This is a genomic window from Pseudomonas koreensis (assembly GCF_024169245.1).
GTDB lineage: Bacteria > Pseudomonadota > Gammaproteobacteria > Pseudomonadales > Pseudomonadaceae > Aquipseudomonas > Aquipseudomonas koreensis_F.
In genome coordinates this window covers 4,412,099-4,426,096 of the sequence record NZ_JALJWP010000001.1, presented here as the reverse complement: position 1 = coordinate 4,426,096, position 13,998 = coordinate 4,412,099, and the positions used below count along the sequence as shown (strand labels likewise).

11 protein-coding genes are annotated in these 13,998 nt (G+C 58.0%); 2 read left to right on the top strand and 9 right to left on the bottom strand.

Features of this window, described 5'->3' with window-relative positions:
• The first annotated feature begins 513 nt into the window (after nucleotides 1–513).
• Entirely contained in the window at nucleotides 514–639 is a 126-nt protein-coding gene (locus J2Y90_RS26555) for a hypothetical protein (protein ID WP_301291672.1), read from the top strand.
• Between the two features lie 219 nt (nucleotides 640–858).
• Here the strand turns inward: J2Y90_RS26555 and J2Y90_RS19550 are convergent, their stop codons facing one another.
• From J2Y90_RS19550 to J2Y90_RS19540, 3 genes are all read right to left on the bottom strand, one after another.
• Nucleotides 859–1,329, bottom strand: coding sequence for a hypothetical protein (locus J2Y90_RS19550; protein WP_253502033.1), 471 nt, complete (start codon nucleotides 1,327–1,329; stop codon nucleotides 859–861).
• Between the two features lie 490 nt (nucleotides 1,330–1,819).
• Complete coding sequence (locus J2Y90_RS19545; protein ID WP_253502030.1) at nucleotides 1,820–5,020, bottom strand: RCC1 domain-containing protein; 3,201 nt, start codon at nucleotides 5,018–5,020, stop codon at nucleotides 1,820–1,822.
• Between the two features lie 362 nt (nucleotides 5,021–5,382).
• Nucleotides 5,383–5,742, bottom strand: a complete 360-nt coding sequence (locus J2Y90_RS19540) for a DUF6124 family protein (protein WP_136492206.1) — start codon at nucleotides 5,740–5,742, stop codon at nucleotides 5,383–5,385.
• Nucleotides 5,743–6,293: 551 nt separating this feature from the next.
• On the opposite strand from J2Y90_RS19540, the gene J2Y90_RS19535 reads away from it, so the two are divergent.
• Nucleotides 6,294–6,962: a hypothetical protein gene (locus tag J2Y90_RS19535; protein WP_253502027.1), complete on the top strand. Its 669-nt coding sequence runs from the start codon at nucleotides 6,294–6,296 to the stop codon at nucleotides 6,960–6,962.
• Between the two features lie 104 nt (nucleotides 6,963–7,066).
• Here the strand turns inward: J2Y90_RS19535 and J2Y90_RS19530 are convergent, their stop codons facing one another.
• From J2Y90_RS19530 to proP, 6 genes are all read right to left on the bottom strand, one after another.
• The gene (locus J2Y90_RS19530) at nucleotides 7,067–7,576 is read right to left on the bottom strand and encodes a hypothetical protein (protein WP_253502025.1); all 510 of its coding nucleotides are present in this window, start codon (nucleotides 7,574–7,576) and stop codon (nucleotides 7,067–7,069) included.
• A gap of 8 nt (nucleotides 7,577–7,584) precedes the next feature.
• Complete coding sequence (locus J2Y90_RS19525; protein ID WP_253502022.1) at nucleotides 7,585–8,100, bottom strand: hypothetical protein; 516 nt, start codon at nucleotides 8,098–8,100, stop codon at nucleotides 7,585–7,587.
• Nucleotides 8,097–8,750 carry a hypothetical protein gene (locus J2Y90_RS19520; RefSeq protein WP_253502019.1) on the bottom strand — a complete coding sequence of 218 codons (654 nt, stop codon included), beginning with the start codon at nucleotides 8,748–8,750 and terminating at the stop codon, nucleotides 8,097–8,099. The genes J2Y90_RS19525 and J2Y90_RS19520 overlap by 4 nt, the downstream gene beginning before the upstream one ends.
• Nucleotides 8,751–9,047: 297 nt before the next feature.
• On the bottom strand, nucleotides 9,048–10,343 hold the full coding sequence (locus tag J2Y90_RS19515) for an OprD family porin (RefSeq protein WP_253502017.1): 1,296 nt from the start codon (nucleotides 10,341–10,343) through the stop codon (nucleotides 9,048–9,050).
• Nucleotides 10,344–10,558: 215 nt separating this feature from the next.
• The gene (locus J2Y90_RS19510) at nucleotides 10,559–12,262 is read right to left on the bottom strand and encodes an amidase (RefSeq protein WP_253502014.1); all 1,704 of its coding nucleotides are present in this window, start codon (nucleotides 12,260–12,262) and stop codon (nucleotides 10,559–10,561) included.
• A 165-nt stretch (nucleotides 12,263–12,427) separates the two neighbouring features.
• Complete coding sequence (gene proP, locus J2Y90_RS19505; protein ID WP_042610020.1) at nucleotides 12,428–13,933, bottom strand: glycine betaine/L-proline transporter ProP; 1,506 nt, start codon at nucleotides 13,931–13,933, stop codon at nucleotides 12,428–12,430.
• Nucleotides 13,934–13,998 lie beyond the last annotated feature (65 nt).

The window sequence follows — 13,998 nt, the reverse complement described above, 5'->3', positions numbered from 1 at the left end:
CTCCCACGCACAGCCACCATGACATCAAGTGCAGATCGAAAACTGCATTGAGGCTCGGCATTGGTGCGTCTGTAAGGTGTCGGATCGCTAAACCCGATCGCTGATTCGTCAGCGACCGCACCACAATAGAACCCGCCCCCAAGGCGCACAAGCCGGCGGATTCTGGCTTGGCTGTAGGTATTGGCGCAAGGATTTGTAGCCTTGATACCGTGTCTGCAGGTGTCTTTTAAACTCGTCGTTTAAAAGCAAAAGATCGCAGCCACCTCGCCATGGTATTACATGGATCAATGGGCGACCGGTCCTGATCTGGGAGTGCGCTTTGGCAAGCCGACGTTTGAAAGGATCGGTCGCACGTTTCGCATCACAGCCTGCAAGGACCTTCGCTCGCTGCAAGATGATCACCTGATTCAGCTCGATGAGTTGCCGGTCATCCAGTTCCATTAGGCACTCAATCTGTTGGAAGGTCATCTGGCAGGTCCCGAAATCCGTGCGCCAGAAAGCAAGGTTGTATTCATGTATATGAATGAGGGTTTCGTCGAGGTCGAGGGAGAGCAATTGCTGCGGGGGACGCAGTACCTCAGCGGCGAACAACTCAAGTTTGGCGAAATTTTGCCCAAGCAGATTCTGGTCGCGAAGTAGCCAGCGTTTACAGCAAAAGATCGCAGCCTTCGGTAGCCCCTAAAGTTGAAATACGAAACTGTAGAAGCTGCGGAAGGCTGTGATCTCTTGATTTTTCTACCCACGAGAGTAAGGAGCGAAGCAATCCCGCAACCACCGAAAGTCTCTGGGATAGCCCCAGTGCCCTGCGTGCGAGCCTGCTCCTGAAGGGGGCAACACTGACCCCCAATCGACTATTTTTCAAACCACCTTCGGTGAATTCTGCATGTCAAATTTTTTCATTTTTGCTGCGAGTTCACTCTCAGGTACAAGCCTGATTCGGATGTTGTCAAGGTCGGCAATATTAGTTGCACTGAAAGACAAAGTGTTTTTGCTGGCGGTGTCTTTCGGTTTGAACAGTCCCTCAAATTCATGCCATTGTTCCCATGTGATCGGGAGCTTCTGGCGCATCAGTTGTTCATCACCTAAGCTTAAAGTCATTTCGGAATCATCAAGGCGGTTGTTGTTGTAACTGAAGTTGAATTCATATAGTTTTCCGGATTCTAACGTAATTGTTTTAGTGATCGTTCCAGTAGCCGTTTTAGGGTAATGAAGATAATACTGGTTGTCTCCAGTTGTAATCAATTCCCCACCGTCGATGGGCGACCAACCGTTCCAGTACGCTTTTGTAAAATCGGTGAAGTCATCCAGGTTGGTAAAGTTGGTAGTCATTTTATTCTCCTCGGTATCGATAGATTAGAACGTTGGTAAGTACTGGCAGCCAAATTTTTAAAGGCTGGTGATGTTGCTCTTGAGTATTGCAATCATTAATTTTCAAATGAAGTCTTCGTCTTGGAAGAAATCAATCAAGTACATCAATCGAATAATTACTAAGTCGACAACACCTTGACGGAGTTATTAGAACAGGTAACGGGAAAGTGCACACCTGTCAGAGTTGACAGGTATCAGGCGAAACCCGATGAGTGGTAGTTTGTCGCTTGGATGAAAAAATTTGCTGTCGAGACGCCAAAACTCGCTGTCCCGATTGAACGGGACAGTGGTTCCGTTTTTCTTGAAGCGATGTGGAGTATGTGAACCCGCCTTCGCGAGCAGACCCGCTCCGGGCGGCGATCCAATCGACTGAACGCCAGCTTTCACTTCAAAGTCCTTGGCAACCAGCGGGGTCCCTGCAAGAACACCACTGGTTGAACTGAGCGGGCGCTTAATGAGGGGGTGTCGTGGTGCCAGCATTCGTTTCCAGCACACGCCTTGCTTTGAGCGCCAACCCTCTTGAGGCGGGCATCGCCAAATAAGTGACCTGCCCCGTTAAGCGATGCTGAACTGCGCTGCTGTCACCGCCAATACGGGGATAACCCCAGGTGACCACTCGACCGTCGGCAGTTAGCGCGGTGAAGCTCTGAGCACTGCTATAAAGGGCATGCACCTCGGTGAGTTGATCAGCGACGAGAGAGATCTTCTCTACCATATCTGGATTCCCCCAAGTGACCACCGTGCCATTTTTACGCAGGGCTGCGAATGCTGTCAGGCAGCCGCACACCTGAACAATGTCGTCCAGTTGTGCGATCTCCCCCGGCAATAGTCCCCCGGATTCAGTATTCCCCCAAGCCACAACCCGACCGTTGCTTCGAAGTCCAGCAAATGCGCCAAATGTCGCGGCGATGTCAATGATATCCGTCATTTTTCCAATCACTGGTCCAATAGTGTCCGCATTGCTGTTTCCCCAGCCCACGATCTGACCGGTCTTGCGTCTTGCGATAAAAGCTCTGTCAAATGACCTCAATTCGATGAGGTCGGTCATTGCTGCGATATCGTCAGGCACGACTCCGGCTAAAGAACCACCCCACGCCACGACCTGGCCGGTGTGTCGAAGTCCGGCAAAGGCGTCATAGTTACCCCACAATTCTTTTATATCGGTGAGTCTGCCTATTTCGTCAGGCATTGCTTGGCGACCCCACGCTACGAACTGCCCATTGGACCGTTGTGCTGCAAAGGCGTAACCAGCGGCCACCACGCGAACAAGATCGGTCAGCGCACTGATGGGCGCAGGTACTGCCGTATCTCCCCAAGAGAAAACCCGTCCGGTATTCTTCAGTCCAGCAAATGCCGAGTGGCTGCCAGCCAATTGTGTAAAACCTGTTGGGTCCACGTGACCCATGTCCCCGCCCAGCGGCCCCTCGCCCCACGCATGCACCTCGCCGTTAGCTCGGCGCACTGCATACGCTTTTTGTGTGCTGCAAACTTGAACAATGTCTTTGAGCAATCGAATGTTCGGCGGAATGTCGGCGCCATTCTCTTCTACTCCCCAACCTACAAGTTCTCCCTCATCGCGATGAGCGACTACAGCTGTGTTATTGCCGAAGATATTCAGTGGATTGAGCGTCAGTCGGTCATCTGCGGTACGTACTTGCAAGGGCTGCAGTGGGAAGTCGTCGCGCCAGGAAGTAGCCGTTGTCCAGTGACTGTCTGACGGATATTTCCACTCGGCAGCCACGGGTTGGCCGGTTTCGGCATTGAATGTGCTCAAGAGCCGGCTAGCACCCCTTGGAATGACTAATGTATGTTGAAAGCGTGCCCCGAAAATGCTCAGTACGCCTCTGCCGATCACGTTGCGAACGTCATAAACGCTCGGGTTCGACGGTCCGTCCATGCCGCCCGCCTGACGGGCGATTTTGTAGCTGAGCGAGATTTCTCCACCGTTTTCATCATTGATACGCGCGTGGGAGATATTGATTGAGGTCAGCTCCTTGCCAACATCGACCGGCGAAACGGTGTATTGATGGCGTGTGGCGGTTTTGCCTTCTACGGTGACGGTAATGTGATCATCTTCCTGCAGCAGCGCGGCAGCCGGGATGACCACAGTTGCACCGTTTGGAATCGTGTTGGGATTGAGCTGATCCTTCTGCGCACCTGTAGCTTCGAGGAACGTGGCGACTGGCAGGGTCACGCTCACCTGCATCATGAACGGCAATGACTCGCGCACGCTCGATAGTGCCGTTTCGCTGTCGGTGACGACGTAGTAAACCTTTACGCTCAGGCCTTTGAACCACAGGATCACTTCGTTGCGCACGCTTCGCCGGATGGGCTGGTTTTCCGCGACATCACCCGCCAGTTGCGGATCATCGTAATAAACGGTGCCACCGCCGGGGGCTTGCGCGACCCAGATCAGATTCACCAGGTCGTTGGCTTTAAGACCCGGATACCACGGGATATTCGCCGTGGCCAACGGTGTGTCGGATGGCAACGTCCCGTCAGGCGCCTCGTCGACGGTTGGTGCGGCCAACTGGCTGATGTCGCCGACCACGGTGATGCTGGCATTTTTCGACGGGCGGTCCTGCTCCCCGCTACGGCGGCGTATGTAGCTGATCGAGGCGCTCCCCTTGGCGATGGCTTTGACGGCCGCGTTGGGGATGGGGAAGTCGAGGTTAAAATCTACGAATTCGACGGTCTGCTCCAGCGGTCCGACGATGATTTGCGGGCCTTGCGCCGGGATGCCGACCCAAGTCATCGCTATCTCGTCACCCACATTGAAATGTTCCTTCGGGGTGTATGCGCGGACGATCACATCGTCATCCCCGAGCTGAGCGAGATCGATGCGCTCGGTCGGCAGACCATTGACCAATACCTTTGGCTCGCTCAACCGGTTACCGCCCAGGTCCACCAACACATAGCGCTGCGCCGACCACGGTGCGCGTTCATCCGGATAGTTGCCGCAGCGGTCGATGACCTGAAAAGCCACCGCCACACGTGGGCCATCGCCCGCGGCTTCGATGATTTTGCGACTAAACACAACAGTGATCGGATGGGCAGCCGGATTCTCTGCCTGTTCCGGCGTAACGACGTGCACCACTTGCTGGCTGCCCCAGCGCGCGAGGATGCGATCGTAGCGGGTGAGGTTGCGGTAGGGCACGACGGACATCGTCACTCCATCGTCCGGCAGTTGTTCATCGACCTCATCATGGGAGAGGGTGAACTTGAGATCAGAGTGGCCGTCATCGCCGGGAATGTCATCGTATTCGCCGGGCCGCGTGAGCTTGACCAGCAAGGTCAGCACGGGTATCGAATCTTCCGGAACCTGGTTTTTTTGCGAAATCCGGTAGAACACCGGCGTGGCATCCCCCTCGAGCACGTGGGCCTTGGGCAGGGTGAAGGAGACGTCCTTGTTGAGCTCGGAATCCAGCTCGATGATTTTGCTCCAGAGTGCCACATCGGGATTGCCCCAGAACACCTCGACCTTATCGCCGACGCCCATCCTCCCCCAGGCGGGGACAATGCCTTGCAGATCGCCTTCCACGGCCCGGATGGGGATGCCGCCGTAGTAATGCTCTGCAGGGTCGAGGGTGACCAGCGCAGGGAAGTAGGGAGGTCGCAGGGCTTGAGGGCTGTTGAGCTTTTCATTAGGCATGAGGCTTACTCCGGTCCGTGGTTGGGCGAAGGAGTCAGTTAAAGCGGAATTAAAAGACTACGCACCTGTCAAGTCTGACAGGTGCGTAGTGGTATCCGACGAGCGGCCACTTGTTGCTCCGTATCAGGAACGGTTTTCCTGACGCAACGTCGATATTCACCGTCCCGATTAACGAGGTGGCGGATTTTCTTTTGTTGAGGCGATGTGCAGGCTTTGAAGATGCCTACGCAAGCAGGCTCTACAGGTTCGGGGGGGGGGGGCAACGCAGTCTTGTGATCGACGCCGATTCCCGTGGGAGCGGGCGTGCCCGCGAAGTCGGCGAGGGCGACATCGCCTCACTCAAAGCCTGTCACAGAGGCCCGCTACTGCGGCATCTCCAGATTATCCAGCACCCGATTCACCGCCAATTCTCCGAGCATGATCAGTTGCGCGATGCCCATCAGCGTCCGACGCTGCGACGGTTTGACCAGTCCGGCAAATTCCTGAGCGATGGTTTTGGCGGAGGCGAGGGTTTCGCAGGCGTTGGCCAGCAGGTCTTCGTTTTTGGTGTCGGCGGTGACGGCGTACATCGCGCGGGGGCTATACGGCGGTGGGGTGGAGCCGGGTGGGCAGAGGTAATGGTCGAGGGCGCGGTCGGCGGCTTGGTGAAGTTTTTTTGAGTCGAGGGATTCGTAGGGGGAGGTGGGGTCGGTTTCGGGTGGGTTGGGTGTTGGTTTGATCATGGTGAAGCTCCTTGAGAGATGGAGCCGTCAGCCTTCGCTGCTAAACGAAGAGGGTGACGGCTTTACGCGGGTTAGCAGACCAGGCTCAAGGATCCCGGCGCACCGAAGTGCCCCACGCAAAGCCGCCATAACGTAATGGCAGTACTCGCGTGCCTTGAAATTTGCCGAGCTGCTAAACCCGATCACTGAACATTCAGCGACCGCACCACAATAGAACCCGACCCCACGGCGCACAAGCCGGCGGATTCTGGCTTGGCTGTAGGCAATGACGCAAGGATTTGTAGCCTGTCAGGCGTGTCTGGAAGTGTCTTTTAAACATGAAAGTTTAAAGCGTAAAGATCGAGCAAGGTCCGGGTACCGGCGTGTGCCGATGCTGAGTGATGCACGCAAAAGGTTTCGATACGGTTGACCGAAAACGCAATACGGGGGCCGGTACCGGTTTGCCGTCTGTCCGAAAATCCGTTCAACCTGTCAACTCTGACAGTAGACGCTGCGCTCGCGCTGAGGTGCCATGGGCATGGGAACAGTCCCTTAGCGCAGAGAGAACGATCATGGCGGAGCCTATCTATAGGAAGCTTGAAGGAATGACACTGGAATTTGTTTCAGGTCGACTGGAGGAGAACCCGAAGGAGCGGAGCATTCGTTACACGGCGAGCTTCGACCTGGGTATGGACTTCACTCACTTTGTGCAAATGGCCAATGTTTATATTCCGGATTATCTCCACAATCCGGTCAACGCCATCAGACCCGAGCTGGACGGCCTGGCTTATCACTACTCCTATAACTACCTGTTTGATACGGCAGGGAATATTCGCGACAACCAAGCCTTGTTCGAGTTGTTCACACCGTCAAGGTATTACGCGGATCAATGGGGGACCGGTCCTGATCTGGAAGTGCGCTTTGGCAAGCCGACGTTTGAAAGGATCGGCCGCGCGTTACGTATCACCGCGCGCAAGGATTTTCGATCGCTGGAAGGTAATCACCTGATTCAGCTTGGCGAGTTGCCGGTCATCCAGTTCCATTGGGCGCTCAATCTGTTGGAAGGTCACATGGCGGGTCCCGGTGTGCGTGCGCCAGTGAGCAAGGTTGTTCTCATGTATATGGATGAAGACTACGTCGAGGTAGAAGGAGAACAGTTGCTGCGGGGTACGCAGTACCTCAACGGCGAACAACTCACGTTTGGCGAAATTTCGCCCAAGCAGATTCTGATCGCGAAGTGACCGGGGTTTGAACAAAGGATCGCAGCCTCAGGCAACTTCTACAGCTGAAATACGAACCTGTAGGCGCTGCCGAAGGCTGCGATCTTTGATCGTGCTCCCAAACCTCACGGCTTATAAGGAATCACCTTGTCCCGGTCCATTTCCACCAGCAACTGATCGAGCATCTGCCGCTTGTTCTCGACTCCGGGAATCGGCACGTACCACGCCATCACGCTCCAGCCTTCGCGCGAGTAGTTGTAGGTCTTGAGCAGTTGACCATCCTTGAACACCGAGCCGCGCAGGTTGTCCTGGTAGTGGTAGGGCATCGGGAAGGTGAACAGGGTGAAGACGTTGACCAGCGCCAGCCAGTTGACCTTGCCGTCGCTGGGTTCGGTGATCAACAGGCTGTAGCCGTTGCGGGTGTAACCGCCGTCGAGCATCGAGAACGCGCCGGTCTTTTTCAGGACGCTGACGGTCTCGCGCTGATGCTGCTCGTCGATGCGCGTGTACGCCGGCCCCATGCCGAGCGTGACCGGCACATAGGCCTGATCGGCATGGTAGTCGAGCGGTTGCAACGTGTTGGCGCAGCCGCCCAGCATCAGCGAAACACAGAGCAGGGCGGCGACTTTCATCATGGCGAGGTTCATTGTGCGACTGCCGGGATCAGCCGGTCTTGCTGCACATCCTGCGCGAAGGCGCGGGCGATGCGGCTGAGGTTCTGTTCGCGCATTTCACCGCCCTGATCCAGCAGCCAGGTGTATTTTTGCGTGATGTTGCGATAGGTGTATTGCTTCAGGCGCTTGTCACCCTGGGACACGGTGAATTCGGTTTGCGTATCGAATTCGTTCGACAGCGGCAGCAGGAACAACGTCGCAGTGCTCAGCAGAATCACCGGAAACGGCGGCAAGTGACGCTCCACATTGAGTTTGACCTGCACGTTGTACTCGTCAGCTTTGCCGCTGCCGGTTTCGATGGTGCGGAACACGCCGGTCTGACGCAGGTGGTTGCGCAGACTGGAGCCGTTTTCCGGGTCATCGACCATAACGTGAATCGGCTGCAGATAAGCCTGACCGTCCGCAATCGTGCGCTCTGGCAAGGTGTTGGTAGCCGCGCAACCGGTCATCAGGGCGGCGGCGGTGAGGGCGATGATTTTTTTCATGGTTTGGCGTCCACGGCAACACCCGGAATGGGGCCGGTGAAGATGTAGGGCTGAGCGCTTTTCAGGTCGAGTTGCAGCGGTTGCAGCGTTGGCAATCCTGGGGCGAGACGTTGCGCAATCAGCGCATCACGGGCGTTCTGATCACTCCAGCGGAACGCGCAGAAACCAGCGGTCAGGCAGAACGAGCGGAACTCACCGATGTAATAGGCCTTGCCGGGTTCGAGGCGCATCGGCAGGTTGAACTTCTCGCGTGCCTCCGCCGAGGTGAAAACGGTGCCAAGCCCTGGTTGGTAGCGTGCGGAAAAGAACTGGAAATCATAGAACTCGTAATCGCCCGGCTTGAGCGGCAGCACGAACACGCTCGCTGCGCCGACACCGTCCTGAATATCCTGCGGCGTGGAATAGGCGCCGGCCATTTTCCAGACACCGGCGGCCCCGTACTCGGAACCGCGCTTGCGGAAAAAGATGCGCTGGTTGTCAGCGGCGGATTGCTTGAGTGATTGTGGCCCGATCGAGCCGACGAGGTAACTGACTGGCTCGCTGGCCTTGGGTTGCAAGGGTTCGCTGACCCAGGAAGCGCTTTCGGTAATGCAGCCGCTGAGCGCCGCGGCGAGCACGACGGCCGCGCCGAGTTTGAATAACTGGAACATGTACATCCCTGAATCCGGGTGTGTTGATTGACTAACGCAGGAAGGTCAATCAATGCCTTCCTGGCTTGGCTTTTTTGCGGGTGCGCAGGATAAGGGAGGTGATGGCATTTGGCTAGCGCTGATGGCCGTGCTGCAAGGATAGATTCGCCTACTGTCTGGATGGGAAACGCACCCCCTGTAGGAGTGAGCCTGCTCGCGATGGCGTCCTTCCGAAAAATTGGTGTTGACTGACACACCGCTATCGCGAGCAGGCTCACTCCTACAGGGGGCCGTATTTCAAAGGGACAAGTGTTTTTTTCAGAAACCAAGTGGGTACTGGATGACCACGTAGATGCGGTCAATATCATCACCGGCCTGCGCTTCGTTGGCGCGGTGGGTCACATGCGAAAGCTGTACCGACAGATCCTTCGCGGCGCCGGACTGGACGATGTATTTCAGGTCGATGTCGCGTTCCCAATGTTTGCCACCATCGCCTTGTTGCGGTTGATAGTCGCCGCTGTCGGCGTCGAACGGGTTGTAAGCTCCGCCTCTGGGGGCGTGGGTGCCGTCGATGTGGCTGCCGCTGACGTAGCGAGTCATGAAGTTCAGGCCGGGGATGCCGAACGCACCGAAGTCGAGGTCATAACGGGCTTGCCAGGAGCGTTCGTTGGCGCCGTTGAAGTCGGCGTATTTGATCGAGTTGGCGAGGTAGATCGAGTCGCCGCCAACGAAATCGAACGGCGTGTTGCCATTGATGCGCTGCCAGCCGAGCATCACCGCGTGCGGGCCGAAACTGTATTTGCCGGAGAGGCTGAACGCGGTGTTATCGATCTCGCCGGCCAATGCGCGGCCGGTGTCGCGGGTGTGGTAGAGGTTGGCGTCGAGCAGCACGCCGGACTGTTTGAAGTGCAGGTTGCCGTAGTACTGGTGCCAGGTGTCGCTTAGCTCGGAGGCGTAAAGTGCGCCGCCGATGGGGCTGCTGCCGAACAGGTCGGCGCCGATAAAACTGATCCCGCCGGCCTCGGTGTTGGCGCCATAGCCGTAGAAATCGCCTTTGCCCGATGAGCTGTCCTGATTCTTGAATGCAGTGAAGTGCCCGGCGACCAGATTGACGTTGTCGAACTCGGCGCTGTTGAGCAAAAAGCCTGTGGCGTATTCCGGTTGCAGGCGTTTGTCGGAGGTGTCGAAGACCGGGTTCTCTACGGTCATTTCACCGAAGGCTAGGGTGGTGCGCGAGACTTTCAATTTGAGCGCACCGCCGGCGCTGGAGTAGTCTTTTTCGCTGCGGCCATCGCTGTCGACCGGAAGCAGACCCGTGCCCGAATGCCCTTTGCCACCGTCAAGTTTCAGCCCGGCGAAGGCGTGGGCATCGATGCCGAAACCGACTGTGCCCTCGGTGAAACCGGATGAGAAGTTACCGATAAAGCCTTGTGCCCATTCCTGTTTGTAGTTTTTCCCGGAGGGTGTAGGAGAGCGGTAATCGTTACTCAGGTAGAAGTTGCGCAGCAGCACGTCGCTTTTGGCGTTGTCGAAAAACCCGCCGGCGTGGGCGGTGCCGGTCAGACCGCAGAGCATGGCAAACAGGGTTAAACGGAAAGGGGCGCGGTTGATCATGGTCAGGGCCGATGGCGATGTGGATGGCGCTGATGATCGGGGGATCGGGTGGGAAAGGATTGGGCCGGTGTGCTGAGTTGGCAGCCATCACACAAAACCCTTGTAGGCCTTCGCCTGCTCGCGATAGCGGTGTGTCAGTTGAACAAATCTTGCCTGACACACCGCTATCGCGAGCAGGCTCACTCCTACAGTTGATAGCGGTGGGTCAGCAAGGGTTACGCCAGCGGCGGTGTCCGCGGTGGAATCTGACGTTTGCTGCCGGTGGATTCAAATGCGGCGGCGAAGCGCAACAGATTCGAATCATCGTACGCGCGGCCAGCGAAAGTCAGGCCGACGGGCATGCCGATGTCGGCCATCACGCCCATGGGCACGGTGACGGTCGGTACGCCGAGGTGGCGGATCGCGAGATTGCCGTTGGCCACCCAGACGCCGTTGCTCCAGGCGATGTCGGCTGAGGTCGGGTTGACGTCGGCGTCCGCCGGGCCCACGTCAGCGACGGTCGGGAACAGCACCGCATCGAGGCCGAGCTTATCCATCCAGTCTTCGAGGTCGATGCGCCGGGTCTGCTCCAGACCGCGCAGGCCATCAGGCACGCTAGGGATTTCATTCCACGGCGTGATACCGCGTTCGGCCATGCGCACGTATTCGTCCATGCCGGCGGCCAGATCGCCTTCACGATTGGGCAGGGTGCCGGGGTCGTGGGGGAAGATTTTCGGACCGTCGACGTCGACCAGACGATTAAGCTTCGGGTCGCCATTGGCTTGCAGGAAGTCGTCGAACGCCCAAGCGGTCAGATCCCACAGTTCATGGTGAAGGAATTCTTTCGACACCAGACCACGGGTGAACACGGTTGGCGCGCCAGGGCGGTCGCCTTCGCAGTTGGAAACCAGCGGGAAATCGGTTTCGATGACTTCGGCGCCAGCGGCTTCGAGGGCTTGGCGTGCCTGCTTCCAGAGGTCGATCACCGAAGTGCGGGTGTTGATGCGCTGGCCGGTCGGGCCGCCAATGCCGGGGGCTTCGCTGGTGCCGGCGTCCGGGTCGGCGTTGATGTACATGCGCGGGATGGCAAAGCGTTTGCCGGTCAGGGCTTTGGCGTCAGCGGCCAGTTCACTGTACGCCGCCGGGCGCACTTCGCTGACGCGGGGGATTGGCACCCACGGTTGCAGGCGCCACAAGTCGCCACGGGTGTCCGGGTCTTCGGCGACGACCACGTCGAGCACTTCGAGCAGGTCGGCCATGGTCCGCGCGAACGGCACGACGACGTCCATGGTCGGGGTCAACGGCCAATTGCCGCGCACCGAAATCACCCCGCGTGACGGGGTATAGGCGCACAGCCCATTGTTCGACGCCGGGCCGCGACCGCTCGACCAGGTTTCCTCCGCCAGACCGAATGCAGCGAAACTCGCAGCGGTGGCGGTGCCGGCACCGTTGGACGAGCCGGAGGCGAAAGGGGCAGTGAGGTAAGCGGCGTTGTACGGACTTTCAGCGCGGCCATAAACGCCACGCTGCATGCCGCCATTGGCCATCGGCGGCATGTTGGTCTTGCCCAGGCAGATCGCCCCGGCGGCGCGCAGGCGCTCGATGGTGAAGGCGTCGCGATGGGCAACCAGATCGGCAAAGGCCGGGCTGCCGGAGGCGGCGGTCAGGCCTTTGACCAGATAGCTGTCTTTGGCGGTGTAGGGAATGCCGTCGAGCGGGCCGAGGGTTGCACCTTTGGCGCGGCGAGCATCGGAGGCGCGTGCTTCGTTCAAGGCTTCCGGATTGCGCACGACTACGGCGTTCAGGGCTGTCGGGGTGTTGGCGCCGTCGTAGGCATCGATGCGCGCCAGATAGGCCTGCACCAGTTCCACAGCAGTGGTCTGGCCGGATTCAAGGGCGGCGCGCAGTTGGGCAATGGAGACTTCGGTGACTTCGATCATCGGGTCACCTGTTGAGCGAGGATGTTCTTGGCAGGGGTATTCATAGCGGTTCTCGTTGCACGGCTTTAAGCGACAAGGTCAAGACTGGCGCCTATTTAACACCAAGCCGCGCTTCGAGTAATCGGCGGGGTGACGGCCCCGCCGATTTTTTCTGCATCCAGCGGATCACTCGTTGATGCGCGGATGCTGCTGAACCAGCACTTTGCGCTTGGCCTCCAGCTCGGCGATCTCGGCATCGATGTCTTCGATTTTCTGTTCGATGTTGTCGTGGTGCTCCTGCAGCAGCTCTTTGGCCTCTTCGAGGTCTGACGCCGCCGGGGCCGCGCCGCGCAGGGGTTTGTTGGCGGTTTCCTTCATGGTCACGCCGGTGATCAGGCCGACCACGGCGATCACCATCAGGTAATACGCGGGCATGTACAGATCGTTGGTGCTTTCCACCAGCCAGGCCACGGCAGTCGGGGTCAGACCGGCGATCAGCACCGAAACGTTGAAGGCACTGGCCAAAGCGCTGTAGCGGATATGGGTGGGGAACATCGCCGGCAAGGTCGAGGCCATGACGCCAATGAAGAAGTTCAGCAACACCGCGAGAATCAGCAAGCCGGAGAAGATCAGGCCGATGCTGCCGCTGTTGATCAGCATGAACGCCGGAATGGCAAAGATGAACAGGCCGATGCTGCCAACGACGATGAAGGGTTTGCGGCCGATCTTGTCGCTGACGAAGCCGATCAGCGGCTGCACGAAGAGCATGCCGACCATGATCGCGATGATGATCAGCACGCCGTGGTTTTCGCTGTAATGCAGGTTGTGCGTCAGGTAACTCGGCATGTAGGTGAGCAGCATGTAATAGGTGACGTTGGTCGCCGCGACCACGCCGATGCAGGTCATCAGGCTGCGCCAGTGCTTAGTCGCAACTTCCTTGAACGACACTTTCGGACCACCGGCGAGGCCTTCGCGGTCACCTTGTTCGAGCTTTTCCACGTGCTGCTGGAACGCCGGGGTTTCTTCCAGGGCGTGGCGCAGATACAGGCCGATCATGCCCAGCGGCAGGGCAAGGAAGAACGGAATCCGCCAGCCCCATTCTTCGAAGCGCTGTTCACCGAGAATCGTCGAAATCAGCACCACCACGCCGGCACCGAAGACGAAACCGGCAATCGAGCCGAAATCCAGCCAACTGCCGAGGAAACCGCGTTTGCGGTCCGGCGCGTATTCAGCGACGAAGATCGAGGCACCGGTGTACTCGCCACCCACGGAGAAGCCCTGGGCCATTTTTGCCAGCAACAGCAGGATCGGCGCCCAGATGCCGATCGAGGCATAGGACGGAATCAGGCCGATGGCAAAGGTGCTCAGGGACATGATGACGATGGTCGCGGCGAGGACTTTCTGCCGGCCATATTTGTCGCCGAGTGCACCGAAGAACAGCCCGCCCAGCGGACGAATCAGGAAAGGCACGGAGAAGGTCGCCAGCGCAGCGATCATCTGCACGCCGGGATCGGCGCCGGGGAAGAAGACCTTGCCGAGCACATAGGCGACAAAGCCGTAGACGCCAAAGTCGAACCATTCCATGGCGTTGCCCAGTGCGGCGGCGGTGATCGCCTTGCGCATCTTGGCGTCGTCGACAATGGTGATGTCTTTCAAACCGATCGGTTTGACGGTGTTCTTGCGTGATTTCATTGCGATGTTCCCGCTCGCTGATCCAGATTACCGCTGCGATGCCATCTCCATGATGGCGCCGGCTC

What these genes read in the sequence shown, in the direction of transcription:
- J2Y90_RS26555 (WP_301291672.1), top strand. Translation starts at nt 514, where the DNA reads ATGTATATGAATGAGGGTTTCGTCGAGGTCGAGGGAGAGCAATTGCTG.
- J2Y90_RS19550 (WP_253502033.1), bottom strand. Translation starts at nt 1,329, where the DNA reads ATGACTACCAACTTTACCAACCTGGATGACTTCACCGATTTTACAAAA.
- J2Y90_RS19545 (WP_253502030.1), bottom strand. Translation starts at nt 5,020, where the DNA reads ATGCCTAATGAAAAGCTCAACAGCCCTCAAGCCCTGCGACCTCCCTAC.
- J2Y90_RS19540 (WP_136492206.1), bottom strand. Translation starts at nt 5,742, where the DNA reads ATGATCAAACCAACACCCAACCCACCCGAAACCGACCCCACCTCCCCC.
- J2Y90_RS19535 (WP_253502027.1), top strand. Translation starts at nt 6,294, where the DNA reads ATGGCGGAGCCTATCTATAGGAAGCTTGAAGGAATGACACTGGAATTT.
- J2Y90_RS19530 (WP_253502025.1), bottom strand. Translation starts at nt 7,576, where the DNA reads ATGATGAAAGTCGCCGCCCTGCTCTGTGTTTCGCTGATGCTGGGCGGC.
- J2Y90_RS19525 (WP_253502022.1), bottom strand. Translation starts at nt 8,100, where the DNA reads ATGAAAAAAATCATCGCCCTCACCGCCGCCGCCCTGATGACCGGTTGC.
- J2Y90_RS19520 (WP_253502019.1), bottom strand. Translation starts at nt 8,750, where the DNA reads ATGTTCCAGTTATTCAAACTCGGCGCGGCCGTCGTGCTCGCCGCGGCG.
- J2Y90_RS19515 (WP_253502017.1), bottom strand. Translation starts at nt 10,343, where the DNA reads ATGATCAACCGCGCCCCTTTCCGTTTAACCCTGTTTGCCATGCTCTGC.
- J2Y90_RS19510 (WP_253502014.1), bottom strand. Translation starts at nt 12,262, where the DNA reads ATGATCGAAGTCACCGAAGTCTCCATTGCCCAACTGCGCGCCGCCCTT.
- proP (WP_042610020.1), bottom strand. Translation starts at nt 13,933, where the DNA reads ATGAAATCACGCAAGAACACCGTCAAACCGATCGGTTTGAAAGACATC.